Annotated in this window: 12 protein-coding genes and 1 pseudogene; 9 read left to right on the top strand and 4 right to left on the bottom strand. The window is 73.0% G+C overall.

The annotated features are described in order from the left end of the window. Positions 1-51: 51 nt before the first annotated feature. A complete protein-coding gene (locus MKK68_RS12570; protein ID WP_244030552.1) occupies positions 52-294 on the bottom strand; it encodes a hypothetical protein in 243 nt (80 codons plus the stop codon). Further along, a complete protein-coding gene (locus tag MKK68_RS12565) occupies positions 291-1550 on the bottom strand; it encodes a helix-turn-helix domain-containing protein (RefSeq protein WP_244030550.1) in 1260 nt (419 codons plus the stop codon). The genes MKK68_RS12570 and MKK68_RS12565 overlap by 4 nt, the downstream gene beginning before the upstream one ends. A 277-nt stretch (positions 1551-1827) precedes the next feature. Here MKK68_RS12565 and MKK68_RS12560 point away from each other — a divergent pair, with 277 nt between their 5' ends. Together MKK68_RS12560 and MKK68_RS12555 are read left to right on the top strand one after the other, a co-directional pair. Continuing rightward, a complete protein-coding gene (locus MKK68_RS12560; RefSeq protein WP_147728909.1) occupies positions 1828-2538 on the top strand; it encodes a Crp/Fnr family transcriptional regulator in 711 nt (236 codons plus the stop codon). Further along, complete coding sequence (locus MKK68_RS12555; protein ID WP_147728908.1) at positions 2538-2798, top strand: DUF6894 family protein; 261 nt, start codon at positions 2538-2540, stop codon at positions 2796-2798. The genes MKK68_RS12560 and MKK68_RS12555 overlap by 1 nt, the downstream gene beginning before the upstream one ends. A gap of 41 nt (positions 2799-2839) precedes the next feature. On the opposite strand, the gene MKK68_RS12550 is transcribed toward MKK68_RS12555, so the two are convergent. Beyond that, positions 2840-4273 (bottom strand): carbohydrate porin, encoded by a 1434-nt coding sequence (locus MKK68_RS12550; RefSeq protein WP_147842845.1) that lies wholly within the window; start codon positions 4271-4273, stop codon positions 2840-2842. A gap of 463 nt (positions 4274-4736) precedes the next feature. On the opposite strand from MKK68_RS12550, the gene MKK68_RS12545 reads away from it, so the two are divergent. Continuing rightward, positions 4737-6335, top strand: coding sequence for a gamma-glutamyltransferase family protein (locus MKK68_RS12545; protein WP_147860061.1), 1599 nt, complete (start codon positions 4737-4739; stop codon positions 6333-6335). 154 nt (positions 6336-6489) lie between these two features. On the opposite strand, the gene MKK68_RS12540 is transcribed toward MKK68_RS12545, so the two are convergent. Continuing rightward, the gene (locus tag MKK68_RS12540; RefSeq protein ID WP_313899228.1) at positions 6490-6960 is read right to left on the bottom strand and encodes a DUF302 domain-containing protein; all 471 of its coding nucleotides are present in this window, start codon (positions 6958-6960) and stop codon (positions 6490-6492) included. Positions 6961-7231: 271 nt separating this feature from the next. Here MKK68_RS12540 and MKK68_RS12535 point away from each other — a divergent pair, with 271 nt between their 5' ends. The 6 genes and pseudogenes from MKK68_RS12535 to MKK68_RS12510 form a co-directional block, all read left to right on the top strand. Further along, a complete protein-coding gene (locus tag MKK68_RS12535) occupies positions 7232-7651 on the top strand; it encodes a hypothetical protein (protein ID WP_244030619.1) in 420 nt (139 codons plus the stop codon). A 202-nt stretch (positions 7652-7853) separates the two neighbouring features. Next, positions 7854-8597 carry a dienelactone hydrolase family protein gene (locus MKK68_RS12530; protein WP_244030546.1) on the top strand — a complete coding sequence of 248 codons (744 nt, stop codon included), beginning with the start codon at positions 7854-7856 and terminating at the stop codon, positions 8595-8597. A gap of 560 nt (positions 8598-9157) precedes the next feature. Next, positions 9158-10135: a transporter gene (locus tag MKK68_RS12525; protein WP_147842835.1), complete on the top strand. Its 978-nt coding sequence runs from the start codon at positions 9158-9160 to the stop codon at positions 10133-10135. 885 nt (positions 10136-11020) lie between these two features. Next, positions 11021-13513: a heavy metal translocating P-type ATPase gene (locus MKK68_RS12520; protein WP_279605329.1), complete on the top strand. Its 2493-nt coding sequence runs from the start codon at positions 11021-11023 to the stop codon at positions 13511-13513. Further along, complete coding sequence (gene cueR / locus MKK68_RS12515; protein WP_244030614.1) at positions 13513-13980, top strand: Cu(I)-responsive transcriptional regulator; 468 nt, start codon at positions 13513-13515, stop codon at positions 13978-13980. Before MKK68_RS12520 ends, cueR begins: the two co-directional genes overlap by 1 nt. Continuing rightward, positions 13970-14167 (top strand): annotated as a pseudogene (locus MKK68_RS12510) (hypothetical protein); the annotation flags it as partial. The gene cueR and the pseudogene MKK68_RS12510, both read left to right, overlap by 11 nt.

Genomic DNA, 14167 nt, shown 5'->3' with positions numbered 1-14167 from the left:
AGCTCGGGATTTGCCGAACCCAGGGCTTGTCGAACCCAGGATTTGCCCAGCTCAGGATTTGCCGAGCCGGTCGCGGATCCAGGCCTGTGCCGCGTCGAGGTCGACGAAGACGGGGGCCCGCGGGTCGTCGAGCGGCCCGAAGCCGGCCTCCAGGAACCAGCGGCCCGCCCCGTCCTCGTGCTGGTTGGACAGGCGCACCAGCACGGCGACGAGGAAGCCGTCGGAGAAGACGAGCCGGCTCTCGTGGTCGTCGCTTCCCGTGGCGACCTGCACGGGCTGCAGGAACAGGCTCATGCGGCGGCCCGCTCGCCGAGATGGAGGTAGTTGGGCTTGAATTCGGCCAGCGCCCTCAGCCGGGGCAGGTCGAGGATCCGCACCCGCTTGCCCCGGAACTCGATGAGCCCGGACCGGCGCAGCTCCTGCAGCGTGCGGTTGAGGTGCACGTTCGACAGGCCGGTGGTGTCGGCGAGATCCAGCTGCGTGAGCGGCAGGTCGTAGCTGTCGTCCTCGGCCAGCCCCACCACCTGCAGCCGGATGCGAAGCTCGCAGAACAGGTGCGCGAGCCGCTCCAGGGCCGAGCGGCAGCCGACGTTCACCAGCCATTCGCGCAGCGTCGCCTCGTCCACCAGCGTGGTCATCCGGAGCGCGCGGGCGATCCGGGGATGGCTCTCCATCACCTCGACCACCGTCCTCGGCGGGATCAGGACCACGCGGCAGGCCGACAGCGTGGTGATCGAGTGGTCCATCGCGTCCAGCAACGCCACGTCGAGGTCGCAGAGGTCGCCCGGGACCAGGTAGGCGGTGATCTGGCGGGTGCCGGTGGCGCGCACCTTGTGGCGGCAGGCGATGCCCTCCAGGATCAGGAACACGCCCTGCGGCGCGTCGCCCTCGCGGGCGAGGTCGGTCTGCGACGGGACGATCCGCGACGGGGCGCTGATCCGCTCCAGCAGCGCCTCGTCGGCCTCCGACAGGGCCGCGAAGCCCTCGAGCTTGCGCACGAGCGGGTTGCGGCCCCTCGCCGCCCGAAGCCGCCGGACCGGTGCGGTCGGCGCATCGCCGGCGGGCGCGCGGCCGACGGGCTCGACGTGGGTCGGGGGCGCATGGACCGCCCCCTCATGCGCCGGCGCCGATCCGGCGGCGGCCAAAGCCGGCTCGTCGAGGGCGGGCTGGTCGATGGCCGGCTCGTCGAAGGTCAGCGCATCGAGCAGGGCCACCACGTCCCAGGGCAGCGCCGGCTTGCGCAGCCAGGGCTCGTCCCGGACGTCGCGGGCGGCGGGGTCGTCGCGCTCGAGGCCGGAATGGACGAGGAAGGGCAGCCGGCACTGGCGCAGCCGCGCGATCAGGGCGTCGGAGGGTCCTTCCTTGAGCACCAGGTCGACGACCGCCACGCTCGGCGCCTCCCGCTCCAGTGACAGCAGCGCCTCGGCCGCCGTCGCGAACGGCCCGATCACCCGGTAGCCCGCCCCCTCCAGGGCGTCGCTCAGATCCATGGCGACGATCGCGTCGGCTTCGGCGACCAGCACCGCCGGTTGCTGGGCCACGTCTTTCATTCGGATCTCCGGACGCGAAGGCGGCCGCCCCTTCGGGCAGCGCAGAGAGCAAGGTTTCGAATTCTAGACATACGCGAATGCCGCCCGGAAGAGGCACGGGAGCTTCAGTACGATAGCCAACACTTGGGTCTGTCTGCAATCATACAAACATCGAGGCGCGAAACTTTTCGATTGACCTCGCCGCGGGCGAGCGCTCATCTGGCCCATCGCCTGCCGGGGAGACGAGGCGCGGGCGCCTGGGAGACAGCGCGTGCTCTTGCCCGATCGGGACCGAGCGATGCCGGCACCGCAGCGATCCAGCGTCCGCAACCGCTTGTTGAGGGCGCTCTCGCCCGCCGACTTCGCGTTGCTCCAGCCGGCCCTGCAGCCGGTCGCGACCGAGCTGCGACAGACCCTGATCACGCCCGACGAGCCGATCCGGACGCTGTACTTCCCCGAGGACAGCCTTGCCTCGATCGTCAGCGGGGCCGCCGGCAGGGTCGAGATCGGCGTGATCGGGCGGGAGGGCCTGGTCGGGGCCGCGCCGGTGCTGCTCGCCGTCGACCGGTCGCCGTTCCACCACTTCGTCCAGAGCCCGGGCGGGATGCTGTCCATCGCCACCGCGGACCTGCTGGCCGCGGTCGACGAGAGCCCGACCCTGCGCGGGCTGCTGCTGCGCTTCGTCCAGATCCTGATGCTGCAGACGGCGCAGACCGCCTTCGTCAACGCGGCCTACAACATCGACGTGCGCCTCGCCCGCTGGCTGCTGATGTGCCACGACCGGCTGGAGGGCGACGACCTCGTGCTCACCCACGAGTTCCTGTCCCTGATGCTGGGCGCGCAGCGCAGCAGCACGACCCTGGCGGTCCAGGCCCTGGAGGGGCACGGCCTGATCCGCGCGCGGCGCGGCCGCATCACGATCCTGAGCCGCGAAGGGCTGGAGGCGGTCGTGGACGACGGCTACGGCCTGCCCGAGCGCGAGTACGCCCGGTTGATCGGGAGCCTGTGATGCCGCGGTACTTCTTCCATGTCCGGCACCGCGAAGGCCCGGCGGGGCTGGCGATCGACGAGGAGGGCGACGAGCTCGCCGACGTGGAGGCCGCCCGCGCGCGGGCGCTCGCCGTCGCCCGCCGGATGATCGCGCAGGACCGCCTGACGCTGATCCGCGACTGGATGGTGTGCAGCTTCGAGATCGCCGACGAGGCCGGCGAGCGCGTGCTCACGGTGCCGTTCGGCGACACCGTCCCGGACGAGGACGGCCCGGGCTGACCCGCAGGCCTCGCGGCCGCGGGCCGGCGCGCCGCCCGGGCTCAATACTGCACGGTCGCCCGCACCCCGAGCACGGTGGCGTTCTTCAGCCGGCGCCCGTCCGCGTCGGCGACGCCGCCGCTCGGGCGGATGATGTACTGCACGTCCGGCTGCACGGTGAAGCCCGGCACCACCAGCGCCTGGTAGGTCGCCTCCAGCGCGGTCTCGGCCCGCCGCCGCGGGATCGCGGTGCCGGTGAACAGGATGGTGTCGGTGTCGGCCCGGCGGGCGTCGTCGGCGTAGCGGGCATAGGCGATGCCGGCGCCGATCGTGTCGTCGTCGCGCCCCGGGATCAGGCCCTTGTAGGCCAGGCCGGCATCGACGTAGGCCGAGATCAGGCTGGAGCGCGTCGGCGAGAGCGAGGCGCGCACGAACACCGACAGGCCCTCGTCGTCCTTCTCGGGCTCGATCAGCAGGCTCTGGTCGATCATCGCGTAGAGGCCGGCATTGCCCCGGCGCTGGCGCGGCACGCCGGACGAGGCCGGGTCGGCGAGGGACAGGCCGAGCGTGTCGCGGCGCAGGTCGTCGAAGCGGCCGAAATGCTGCCAGCCGCCGAACGTCACCGTGCCCGGCAGCGCCGTCGAGCCCTTCTCGGTGTTGTAGGAATAGGCCGCCTCGGCCACGATCAGGGCCGGGTCGTTCGTGCGGAAGTTCGTGCCGGTGCGGTTGAGGCGCTGCTCCTCCGCGTCGTCGCCGGGGCGGTTGGCGCCGGCCGGATCGCCGTCGTAGATCCCGGCCTGGAACGACAGGCCGCCGCCGGGCTCGAATTTTACGCGAACGGCCGGCGCCGCCACGGGATAGGCCGGGCCGCCGGAAGGCAGGTTGGCGCTGGTGATCGCCGGCCAGCCGAAGCTCGAGTTCACGAACAGCGTCGCGGTCTGGCTGACGAAGAACTCGGTGTCGGCGGCCTGCTGGCCGATGCGCAGGCCGAGCTTGCCGTCGAGGAACTGCTGGTCGAACCACAGCACGTAGAGCCGGGTCGCGGGCAGCGCCCCGATCACGCTGACGTCGAGCAGGTTGCCGACGTAGTAGCGCGACAGGCCGGTGCCGTGGATGAAGTAGGCGTTGGCGTGCACGCTCGCACCCTGCCAGCCGGCGAGCTTGTCGAGGTCGAGGTAGAGCCGCAGGTTCAGCCGGTCCTCGACCACCGCCCCCTGCCGCATCCCGCCGGTCGGGTTGCCGAGCACGTCGGTGATGTAGGTGAGGCTGTACTGGATGCCCCGCTCCTTCAGGACCGGGCGCAGGCCGAACGGATCGCCGAGCGGCCCGAGATAGGGCTCGACCGAGCGGGCATAGCCGCCCGAGGTCTGGCTCGTGGTCTCGGGCTGCGCCACCGAGGTCCGCACGTCGCCGCCGGCGCCTTCGCGGATCACCGGAATGACCGGGGGCGCCGGCGATGCCTGCTGCGCTTGCGCAAGCGTCGGGAGGCCGAGCATCGCGGCGACGAGGCAAGGGAGCAGGCGGCTGCGCGGAAGGGGGGCTGGACGCGACACGACTGAACCCTGAAGCCTTCGTGGCCCGATCCTAGCCCCACCGAACGGGGCTGTCCCGTGCAGGTTAAGCACACCGGCCGGGTTCCGGGCCGAAGGGATGCTTCGGAGGGCCGGTGAAGCGCGGATCTCCTCGCTCTCACAGATCTGGGGCTTGCCCGAGATCTGCACGTCGTGTGCCCAAACCTGCTCGTCGTGTGTCCAAGTCGGAGAGACCCGACTTGGATGCGGGAGAGGGACACGGTGAGGGGACAGGTCTTTCCGGACAGGTCGCACCCCGACCTCTCCCGGACGGGAGCGGGGGCCGCGTCGGCGCTTCGCGCGATCCCTTCGTCGAGACCCACGGCTTTGCGCCCGCGGCACGGTTTTCGTACAGCCGGCCGATCCGTCGCCAGCCGTGAGCGAGACCATGCCCGAGACACCCGTCTTCTCCCACGGCGCCGTCGCCGCCCCGCACCACCGCGCCGCGCAGGCCGGGCAGACCGTGCTGGCGCAGGGCGGCAACGCGATCGAGGCGATGACCGCGATGGCCGCGACGATCGCCGTGGTCTACCCGCACATGAACGGCATCGGCGGCGACGGGTTCTGGCTGGTGCGCGAGAAGGGCGGCCGGGTGCGCGGCATCGAGGCCTGCGGGCCGGCCGGCGCGCTCGCCACCCGGGCGCGCTACCGAGAGCGCGAGCTCGACGCGATCCCGTCCCGCGGCCCCGACGCCTGCGTCACGGTCGCGGGCGCCGTCGGCGGCTGGCGGCTGGCGCTGGAGCTGTCGCGGGCGCTCGGCGGCAGGCTGCCGCTGGAGACGCTGCTCGCCGACGCGATCCGCCACGCCCGCGAGGGCTGCCCGGTCTCGCCCTCGGAGGGGCGCTACGTGCCGAAGGAGCTCGACACCCTCCACGACGCCCCGAACTTTTCCGCGACGTTCCTCAAGGCGGGCAAGCCGTGGCCGGTGGGCGACGTGCGGAGGTTGCCGGCGCTGGCCGCGACCCTGGAGCAGCTCGCCCATGCCGGGCTCGACGACTTCTACCGCGGCGACGTCGGCCGCGAGATCGCCGCCGACCTCGAGCGCCTCGGCGCGCCGGTGACGCGGGCCGACCTCAAGGCCTACCAGCCGCGCGAGCGCGCGCCGCTCTCGATCCGCCGCCGCGACGCGACGCTCTACAACTTCCCGCCGCCGACGCAGGGCCTGGCGGCGCTGCTGATCCTCGGCATCGTCGACCGCCTCGACATCCGCCAGGCGGAGACCACGGCGCATTACCACGGGCTGATCGAGGCGACGAAGCGCGCCTTCGCGATCCGCGACCGGGTGGTGACCGACCACGACCGCCTGACCTCGGACCCGGCGACCTACCTCACGCCCGAAAGCCTCGCCCGCGAAGCGGCGCAGGTGGACATGGCGCGCGCCGCCGCGATCCCGCTGCGGAACCCCGGCGAGGGCGACACCGTGTGGATGGGCGCGATCGACGCCGACGGCCTGGCCGTGTCCTACATCCAGTCGATCTACTGGGAATACGGCTCGGGCTGCGTGCTGCCGAAGACCGGCATCCACTGGCAGAACCGCGGCACGTCGTTCTCGCTCGACGCCGACGCCGTGAACCCGCTGGAGCCGGGACGGCGCCCGTTCCACACCCTGATCCCGGCGCTCGCCTGCTTCGACGACGGCCGGGTGATGGCCTACGGCTCGATGGGCGGCGACGGCCAGCCGCAGTTCCAGGCGCAGATCTTTACCCGCTACGCCGATTACGGCCGCGGCCCCGCCGACGCGGTCGACGCCCCGCGCCTGCTCTACGGCCGCACCTGGGGCGCGGAATCGCTGACGGTGAAGGTCGAGGACCGCTTCGACCCGGCCTGCATCCGCGCCCTCGAGCGCATGGGCCACCGGATCGAGGAGCTCGGCGGCGCCTACATCGACTCGCTCGGCCACGCCGGCATGCTGGTGCGCCACGCCAGGAACGGGCGGATCGAGGCGACGCACGACCCGCGCTCGGACGGCGGCGCGCTGGGGTTGTGAGGGAACGGGCGGCCGGAGGCGCGCCGCGACGCCTCCGCGGCGGACCCGGGCGCGATCGGATGGGTCGGCCCACGGGCCGCGATCGGCCGCTCCCTCGGGGGCGGCCGGATGGCGAGGATCCGGCCGCGCCGGCCGCCGTGCCCGTCCGGCGAGATCAGGCGGCCGCCGCGGCGAGGACGCAGCGGAGCTGCTCGTCCAGGTCGCGCGCGACGCCGTCGACCTCGGGGTTGCCGAACTGGCCGAAGGTGGTGGCCGGGCGGTCGTACTCGAACGCGACGCGGCCCTCGGCATCCTCGCGCAGGAGCACCCGGACCGGCGCGTACAGGGCGGCCGAGAGGACGTGCCGGGTCATCCGCGCGGCCGTCAGCGGGTTGCCGATGTCGTACTGGACGGCCTTGCGCACGAGCCCGGCGGTGCGGAGCAGCCCGCCATGGTCGCGGGCGCCGAAGATCGAGAGCGGCGCCTGGCGCTCGAGGAGGTCGCGCGCCGCGTCCACCTGCCCGTCCAGCAGCAGCTCGGCATAGGCGTGGTCGAGGCGCGGCACCGACGCCTCCAGGGCGGACCGCACCGCCTCGAAGGACTTGGGGGAGCGCAGCGTCACGTGCTCGATCGTAACCTGGGTCACGGATATCGGGTCGTTCATGGGATCGATGCCTCGGGTTTCCGGCCTCGGGTTCCGGCTCGATCACGCGCGCCGGACGCGTCGCTTGCGTTCGCTGCGGCCGACCGGTCGCCGTCGGGTTGAAGAAGGGCGCGGAACGGCGTCCGCAAGATGGTAGCGATATTTACGCCATCGATACTTGGCATCGATCGCATCTGTTTGATCGATAGAGTGGCCGTTCGCATCTTCGCCTCATCGAACGACGGGCAGCCCCGTCACAGTTGAGGATCGACGGATGACCCACCGCACCATCACCCTCGCCGCCGCCCTGGCCCTGACCATCGGGACCCTCGCCGCGGCCCCCGCCTCCGAGGCGACCGCCACCGGAAACGCCGTCGCCGTGCCCGCCGTGCTCGGTGCGGGCTATCACGTGCCGGGCGTGGCGCTCGGCGCCGCCGACGTCCGCGCGCAGGGCGGCCTTCTCGTGCCGAACCTGACGCGGTGGCGGCCCGCATCCGTTGCCGAGGCGTTGGCCGAGCGCTTCCAGGCGCCGGCCGCCTTCACCGTCGCCTACCGAACCCGCGGCATCGCCACGAATGCCGCCCAGGTCCTCAAGCAGGGCGGGTTCGCGACCGCCGGCGCCGTGCGCTGGCTGCCCGATGTCCCCGCCTCGGCCGAGGTCGGCGCAAGCACCGTGACGCTCGGGGCCCTGTGAGCGGGGACCGGTCCGCGGAGCGAGCCTCAACCCTGCGAAGCCCTGGCCGATCGCGCGCATCGGCCAGGACTGCAGATCCGCCCGATGCGCCGCCGCGCCGCGCGCCTTTCACTCGACCGGGTCGACGGGTTTGCGGCCGGTCCGCCCGCGGCCGTAGATGGTCCGGCGCGGACATCGCCGATGTCCTGCCGAGGAGGCTTCGATGGCGACCGAGCAGACCACGATCCGGACACGCGACGGCGCCTGCCCGACGCATGTCGTGACGCCTGCCGGTGGCGGGCCGTGGCCGGCGGTGATCCTCTACATGGACTCCGGCGGCATCCGCCCGGCGATGCTCGATATGGCGCGGCGGCTCGCCGATGCCGGCTACGTCGTCCTCGTCCCGGATCTGTTCTACCGCTACGGCCCCTACGGGCCGTTCGTGCCGCGCGACGTCCTGGCGGCCGGCTTCCGCGCCATCCTCGGCCCGCTGATGGCGACGACCGACCCGATCAAGGCCGCGGACGATACCGGTGCCGTCCTGACCTATCTCGACACGCGCGACGACGTCGCGGGACGCAGGGTCGGTGCGGTCGGCTTCTGCATGGGGGGCGGCATGGCGCTCGCCGCGGCGGGCACCTACCCCGACCGATTCGCCGCCGCGGTGAGCTTCCACGGCGGCAACCTCGCCACCGATGCGACGACGAGCCCCCACAGGCTCGCGCCCGCGCTGACGGCGGAGATCCACATCGCCGCGGCCGAGAACGACGACAGCTATCCGCCCGCGATGGCCGCGCGCCTGGAGCACGCCCTGGCGCAGGCCGGCGTGCGCTACACGGCGCGGACCTATCCCGCCGCGCATGGCTGGATGATGCCGGATTTCCCCGTCCACGATCCCGACGCCGCCGAGCAGGGCTGGCACGCGATGCGCGCCCTCTTCGGCCGCACGCTGCACGGCGGCGGATAACGGCGCGCCGCGGATCGCCCGGGGCCCTTCCGAAAAGACCGGCCGCCCTCCCCCGCCCGAGGCGCGGTCCGGCCCCTGCGCCGGGGATCGATGCCCCGCTCTCGGACGCGGGCCGCGAGCCGGGTCCCCCCCGTGTTCGGATCCCTCGGGCGCGCGGGGTCCGCCTATTGCCGCCCTATTCGTGCGGACGTCCCGGACGAACCCCGATCGATCGGCCGTCCGCGATCCTATTCGAGCCGTCGCGGGCCCGCGCGTCGAGGCGATGTGCATCACATCGGGGGCTCAGGTCCGGGCGGTGCTGATGAGGCTCCGGCCGCCGCCCCCGGAAAGTGCAGCCTTTGTGCAACGGCGGCCCAATCTTGGCACTAAGGTGCCTGAAACCGCTATTTTTTTGGGCGACGCTGTAGAATAATTCTCCAGGTTGAGACGGAAGAGGTCGGACCGCAAGACGGCGCTTGGGCCATCGCCGAACAGAACTCGCACCGGACAAGCGAGCTTCGGCACGATGGTCTCGAGGCGACGTGCCCGACATTCGAGATCCCTGGGGTAGGAACGAGAACATGATGAAGACCTGGCTTGCCGCAGGTGCGGTCGCCCTCACCGTCGGCATGAGCACCACCGTTCAGGCCGGTCCGGTCACGCAGCCCGGCGAGCAGGTCGGCCTCGCCTACGGCCCGCTGCCGCAAGGCGTCTACGCGATCAACACCTTCAGCACCGGCCGCGGCGACGCGCGCAACAGCCCGGACGTCGGCGTCAACGTGCCGATCCTGGTCTGGTCGACCGGCTACAAGGTGCTCGGCGCGACCATCATGCCGGTGATCGCGGTCCCGTCGGTGTTCGTGGGCACGAACAACCCGGCCGGCGTCGCCAACCAGGACCAGAGCTACTTCTACAACCCCTTCATCGGCAACATCTTCGCTTGGGATCTCGGCAACAAGATCAGCGCCGCCTACCTCGTCGGCGCCTATGTCGGCGTCGGCGACCGCGGCTCGCTCTGCAACGGCGCTCCCGGCGCCGCCTGCATCGCCGGCGGTGCCACCCCGGTGCTGCCGCAGGTCGCCGGCACCTCGATCCGCAACACCGGCGGCATCTCCTACACCGGCGAAGGCTGGAACCTGACCGCCGCGCTCACCCACATCCTGCAGGTGGACGACGCGCCGCGCTTCGGCGGCCAGGTCGGCGCCGCCCTCGGCCCGATCCCGAATTCCGACGGCCTCTACATCGACCTGACCGCGACCAAGACCTTCGGCAAGTTCGAGATCGGCGCCGTGGCCTACGGCTACACCGACCTGCCGGTGAACCGGAACCGGGCGATCTACGCGAACTACCAGAAGCAGGGCACGTTCGCGGCCGGCGGCCTGATCGGCTACGACTTCGGCATCTTCAAGACGCAGCTCATGGTGACCCGCACCGTCGCCGACCGCGGCGTCGGCCCGTTCGCCGACGAGACCCGCGGCTGGGTCCGCTTCATCGCGCCGCTCTACACCACCGCCGCCGCCGCGGTCGCCGCGCCCACCCCGCTCGTCCGCAAGTACTGATCGCCAAGACCGATCGCCAACGACCGATCGCGAACACCGATCGCCAACGACCGATCGACCGACGATGCCGGCTCCCCGTGAGCCGGCATCGTCATGTCGGGTGGCCGCGATCGTCGCGAACCGCGTCCATCGGCCGATGCGGAGCGATCACGGCGGATCGGTCGCCCGCGAGGCACGACGAAAAGCCCCGCGCGGCTCGAGCCGGCGGGGCTGAGTGTGAGAATCGAAGCAAAGGGGAAACGGAAGCTTCGCCTTCTCAGGATCGACAGCATATCGATCGCCGACCCGACAGCAAGGTCTGATTTCATAAGTCACGGATTCTGGCACGGAATTACAGTTTTGACGATCCGTTCAGTGAGAAAAACGAACCGGATACTGACCTCGCAATCCCTCGAAGGATCGGCAGCAGCCCGGCAGCATGCTCCGCTCGGCATCGGCATGGTGCCGGCATGCGCGGCACTGATCCGGCGCTCCCCGGGCCCAGCGCGCGCATCGGCGCCCCCGACCTCTGAAACGGACGGCCCCCGCACGGCCTGAAGCGGCGGAGGTCGACCGGCCCGCCGGCCGGCGCCAGGCTGGCGGCCATGCAGGGTCCACAGCGCCTCGGATCGCAGGGGCGGTGACGGATCGATCGGGCGCCGCTCCGGGGGCCGGCGCGACCCGGTCCGCGAGCGTGCGGGTCGAGCGTCCGCTGCCGCGGCTGATCGCGCAGCGCCGAACCTGGCTCGCTGCCGTTGTCGGCGCGGGCCCGCGGCTCCGCGACGACCGGAGCCGGCCGCGCCCCTGACCGCCGACGGCTGAAAGCCGATCCCCGCATCCGGCGCCGTTCCAGCCTTCACCATCCGGCCTTGACCTTCCCACCGTTGGAAGCCCCATCTCGGCTCCATGCTGAATGCAGACGCCGACACGCTCACCCCGACCGCGACAGACCCGCACGCGCCCGCCGCCACCCGCACCGTCGCCCTGCCCGTCTCGGGCATGACCTGCGCGTCCTGCGCCGGCCGCATCGAGACGGCGTTGCGGGCGGTGCCGGGCGTCGCGAGCGCCTCCGTGAACCTCGCCACCGAGCGCGCCAGCGTCACCGTCGCGGCCGGGGTGCCGACCGCCGCCCTCGCGCAGGCGGTGACGGATGCCGGCTACGACGTCGCGGCCGAGACCGTCGATCTCGCGGTCACGGGCATGACCTGCGCGTCCTGCGCCGGGCGGGTGGAGGCGGCGTTGCGGGCCGTGCCCGGCGTCTCCGCGGCCGCGGTCAACCTCGCCACCGAGCGGGCGCGGGTGACGGTCGCGGCCGGCACCGTCACCGCCGACGCGCTCGTCGCGGCGATCGAGGCGGCCGGCTACGAGGCGGCCCCGGCGGCGACCGCGGGCGGGGCCGAGGCCGCGGACGTCCAGCGGGACGCCGCCGCGCGCCGCGACGGGCTCCACCTCCTCGTCGCAGGCCTGCTTGCGGCGCCGCTGGTCGCGCCGATGCTGCTGATGCCGTTCGGGATCGCGTGGATGCCGCCCGGCTGGCTGCAGCTGGCGCTCGCCACCCCGATCCAGCTCTGGCTCGGCGCCCGATTCTACCGGGCCGGCTGGCGCGCGCTGCGGGCCGGCGCCGGCAACATGGACCTGCTCGTCGCGCTCGGCACCTCGGCGGCCTACGGCCTCAGCCTGGTCGAGCTGGTCCGGGCCGAGGCGCACGGCCACGCGGCGCCGCACCTGTATTTCGAGGCCTCGGCGGTGGTGATCACCCTGGTGCTGTTCGGCAAGCGCCTGGAAAGCCGCGCCAAGCGGCGCACCGCGTCGGCGATCCGCGCGCTGACGGCGTTGCGCCCCGAGCGTGCGCGCCTGCGCCGGCCGGACGGCAGCGAGGCCGAGATCGACGTCGGGGCGCTCCGGGTCGGCGACATGGTCGTGGTCCGCCCCGGCGAGCGGCTGCCCGCCGACGGCACCGTCCGCGCCGGCGCGAGCCAGGTCAACGAGGCGCTGATCACCGGCGAGAGCGTGCCGGTCGCCAAGGCGGCCGGCGACCGGGTCGTCGGCGGCGCGATCAACGGCGACGGCCTGCTCGTGGTCGAGGCCGTCGCGGTCGGCGCGGAGGCGACCCTGGCGCGGATCATCCGCCTGGTCGAGGACGCGCAGGCGGCCAAGGCCCCGATCCAGCGCCTGGTCGACCGGGTCAGCGCGGTGTTCGTGCCGGTGGTGCTCGGGCTGGCGCTTCTCACCTTCCTCGGCTGGTGGCTCGTGGCCGGCGTCGGCGTCGAGGCCGCGCTGATCGACGCGGTGGCGGTGCTCGTGATCGCCTGCCCCTGCGCGCTCGGCCTGGCGACGCCCACGGCGATCATGGCCGGCACTGGCGTCGCGGCGCGCCACGGCATCCTGATCAAGGACGCGGAGGCGCTGGAGGTGGCCCATGCCCTCGACACGGTCGCCTTCGACAAGACCGGCACGCTGACGGAGGGGCGCCCGACGGTGACCGAGCTCGAGCCCGCACCGGGCATCGCGCGGGCCGACCTCCTGCGCCGCGCCGCGGCGCTGCAGGCCGGCAGCGAGCATCCCCTCGCCCGCGCCGTCGCGGCGCTGGCCGCCGCCGAGGGCGTGTCGCCGCCGGCCGCATCCGACCTGCGGGCGTTGCCCGGCCGCGGCGTCGCCGCCGTGGTGGAGGGCCGCACGCTGCGCCTCGGCAGCCGCCGGCTGATGGACGAGGACGGCGTCGACCTCACGGCGCTCGCCGCGCGGGCCGAGGCGTTGGCGCGGGACGGCCGCACCGTCTCGTGGCTCGCCGAGGCGGGTCGCGACCCGGACCAGGCGCCGCGGCTCCTCGGCCTGATCGCGTTCGGCGATGCGATGAAGCCCTCGGCGGCCGCGGCCGTGGCCGCGCTCCGCCGGCGCGGCCTGCGCATCGTGATGCTGACCGGCGACAATCGCGGCAGCGCCGCCCGGGCGGCCGAGGCGCTCGGCCTCGACGCGGTCACGGCCGAGCTTCTGCCGGAGGACAAGGCGGCGGCGATCCTGCGCCTGAAGGCCGGCGGGCGTCGGGTCGCCATGGTCGGCGACGGCGTCAACGACGCGCCGGCGCTCGCGGCCGCCGATGTCGGCATCGCCCTGAGCAGCGGGACCGACGTCGCGATGCACGCCGCCGGCGTCACGCTGATGCGCGGCGATCCCGTGCTGGTCGCCGACGCCGTCGACATCGCCCGGCGGACCTACGCCAAGATCCGGCAGAACCTGTTCTGGGCGCTGGCCTACAACGTCGTCGGCATTCCGCTCGCGGCCGCCGGCCTGCTCAGCCCGATGGTCGCCGGCGCCGCGATGGCGTTCTCCAGCGTCAGCGTCGTCGGCAACGCGCTGCTGCTGCGCCGCTGGCGCCCGGCCGCGGAGGCGCGGCGATGATGACCATCGGCGAGGCCGCACGGGCCTCCGGCGTCTCGGCCAAGATGATCCGCTACTACGAGAGCACCGGCCTGATCGACCGGGCGGCGCGATCGGAAGCCGGCTACCGGCACTACACCGAAGCGGAGATCCACACGTTGCGCTTCATCCGCCGGGCGCGCGACCTCGGCTTCACCGTGGAGCAGATCGGCGTGCTGCTGGCGCTGTGGCGCGACCGGGGCCGGGCCAGCGCCGACGTGAAGCGCATCGCGTACGAGCACGTCGACGCGCTGGAGCGGAAGGCGGCCGAGCTCCACGCGATGAGCCGGACGCTGACCGCGCTCGCCGCACGCTGCCACGGCGACGACCGCCCGGACTGCCCGATCATGGAGGATCTGGCGGAGGCCGGACCTGTTCCGGAAGGCGCACCGGGCGGCCCCGCCCGGTTCGGGCTCAGTCGGTCGGCGCATCGGCGCGATGAGGGATGACGAGGCGGACGCCGCATCGGGAGCCGCTGCCGAAGGCAATACCCGAGGCGCCCACGGCTTCTGCCATCTCCGGGTGACCGAGAACCGCGCCCTTGCGCTGGCCACCCGCCTCGGCGTCACCGTCACCACCACGGCCACGCCCGCAGCGACGCCCCGTCCCCGTCGCAAGCCGCCGGTGGAAGGCATG

The organism is Methylobacterium sp. E-016, from assembly GCF_022829745.1.
In the GTDB taxonomy this organism is placed as follows: Bacteria; Pseudomonadota; Alphaproteobacteria; order Rhizobiales; family Beijerinckiaceae; genus Methylobacterium.
Note: the sequence above shows the minus strand (reverse complement) of the source record. Positions and strands in the feature narration are given on the sequence as shown.

What these genes read in the sequence shown, in the direction of transcription:
- MKK68_RS12520 (WP_279605329.1), top strand. Translation starts at nt 11,021, where the DNA reads ATGCTGAATGCAGACGCCGACACGCTCACCCCGACCGCGACAGACCCG.
- MKK68_RS12550 (WP_147842845.1), bottom strand. Translation starts at nt 4,273, where the DNA reads ATGCTCGGCCTCCCGACGCTTGCGCAAGCGCAGCAGGCATCGCCGGCG.
- cueR (WP_244030614.1), top strand. Translation starts at nt 13,513, where the DNA reads ATGACCATCGGCGAGGCCGCACGGGCCTCCGGCGTCTCGGCCAAGATG.
- MKK68_RS12545 (WP_147860061.1), top strand. Translation starts at nt 4,737, where the DNA reads ATGCCCGAGACACCCGTCTTCTCCCACGGCGCCGTCGCCGCCCCGCAC.
- MKK68_RS12525 (WP_147842835.1), top strand. Translation starts at nt 9,158, where the DNA reads ATGATGAAGACCTGGCTTGCCGCAGGTGCGGTCGCCCTCACCGTCGGC.
- MKK68_RS12530 (WP_244030546.1), top strand. Translation starts at nt 7,854, where the DNA reads ATGGCGACCGAGCAGACCACGATCCGGACACGCGACGGCGCCTGCCCG.
- MKK68_RS12570 (WP_244030552.1), bottom strand. Translation starts at nt 294, where the DNA reads ATGAGCCTGTTCCTGCAGCCCGTGCAGGTCGCCACGGGAAGCGACGAC.
- MKK68_RS12565 (WP_244030550.1), bottom strand. Translation starts at nt 1,550, where the DNA reads ATGAAAGACGTGGCCCAGCAACCGGCGGTGCTGGTCGCCGAAGCCGAC.
- MKK68_RS12560 (WP_147728909.1), top strand. Translation starts at nt 1,828, where the DNA reads ATGCCGGCACCGCAGCGATCCAGCGTCCGCAACCGCTTGTTGAGGGCG.
- MKK68_RS12555 (WP_147728908.1), top strand. Translation starts at nt 2,538, where the DNA reads ATGCCGCGGTACTTCTTCCATGTCCGGCACCGCGAAGGCCCGGCGGGG.
- MKK68_RS12535 (WP_244030619.1), top strand. Translation starts at nt 7,232, where the DNA reads ATGACCCACCGCACCATCACCCTCGCCGCCGCCCTGGCCCTGACCATC.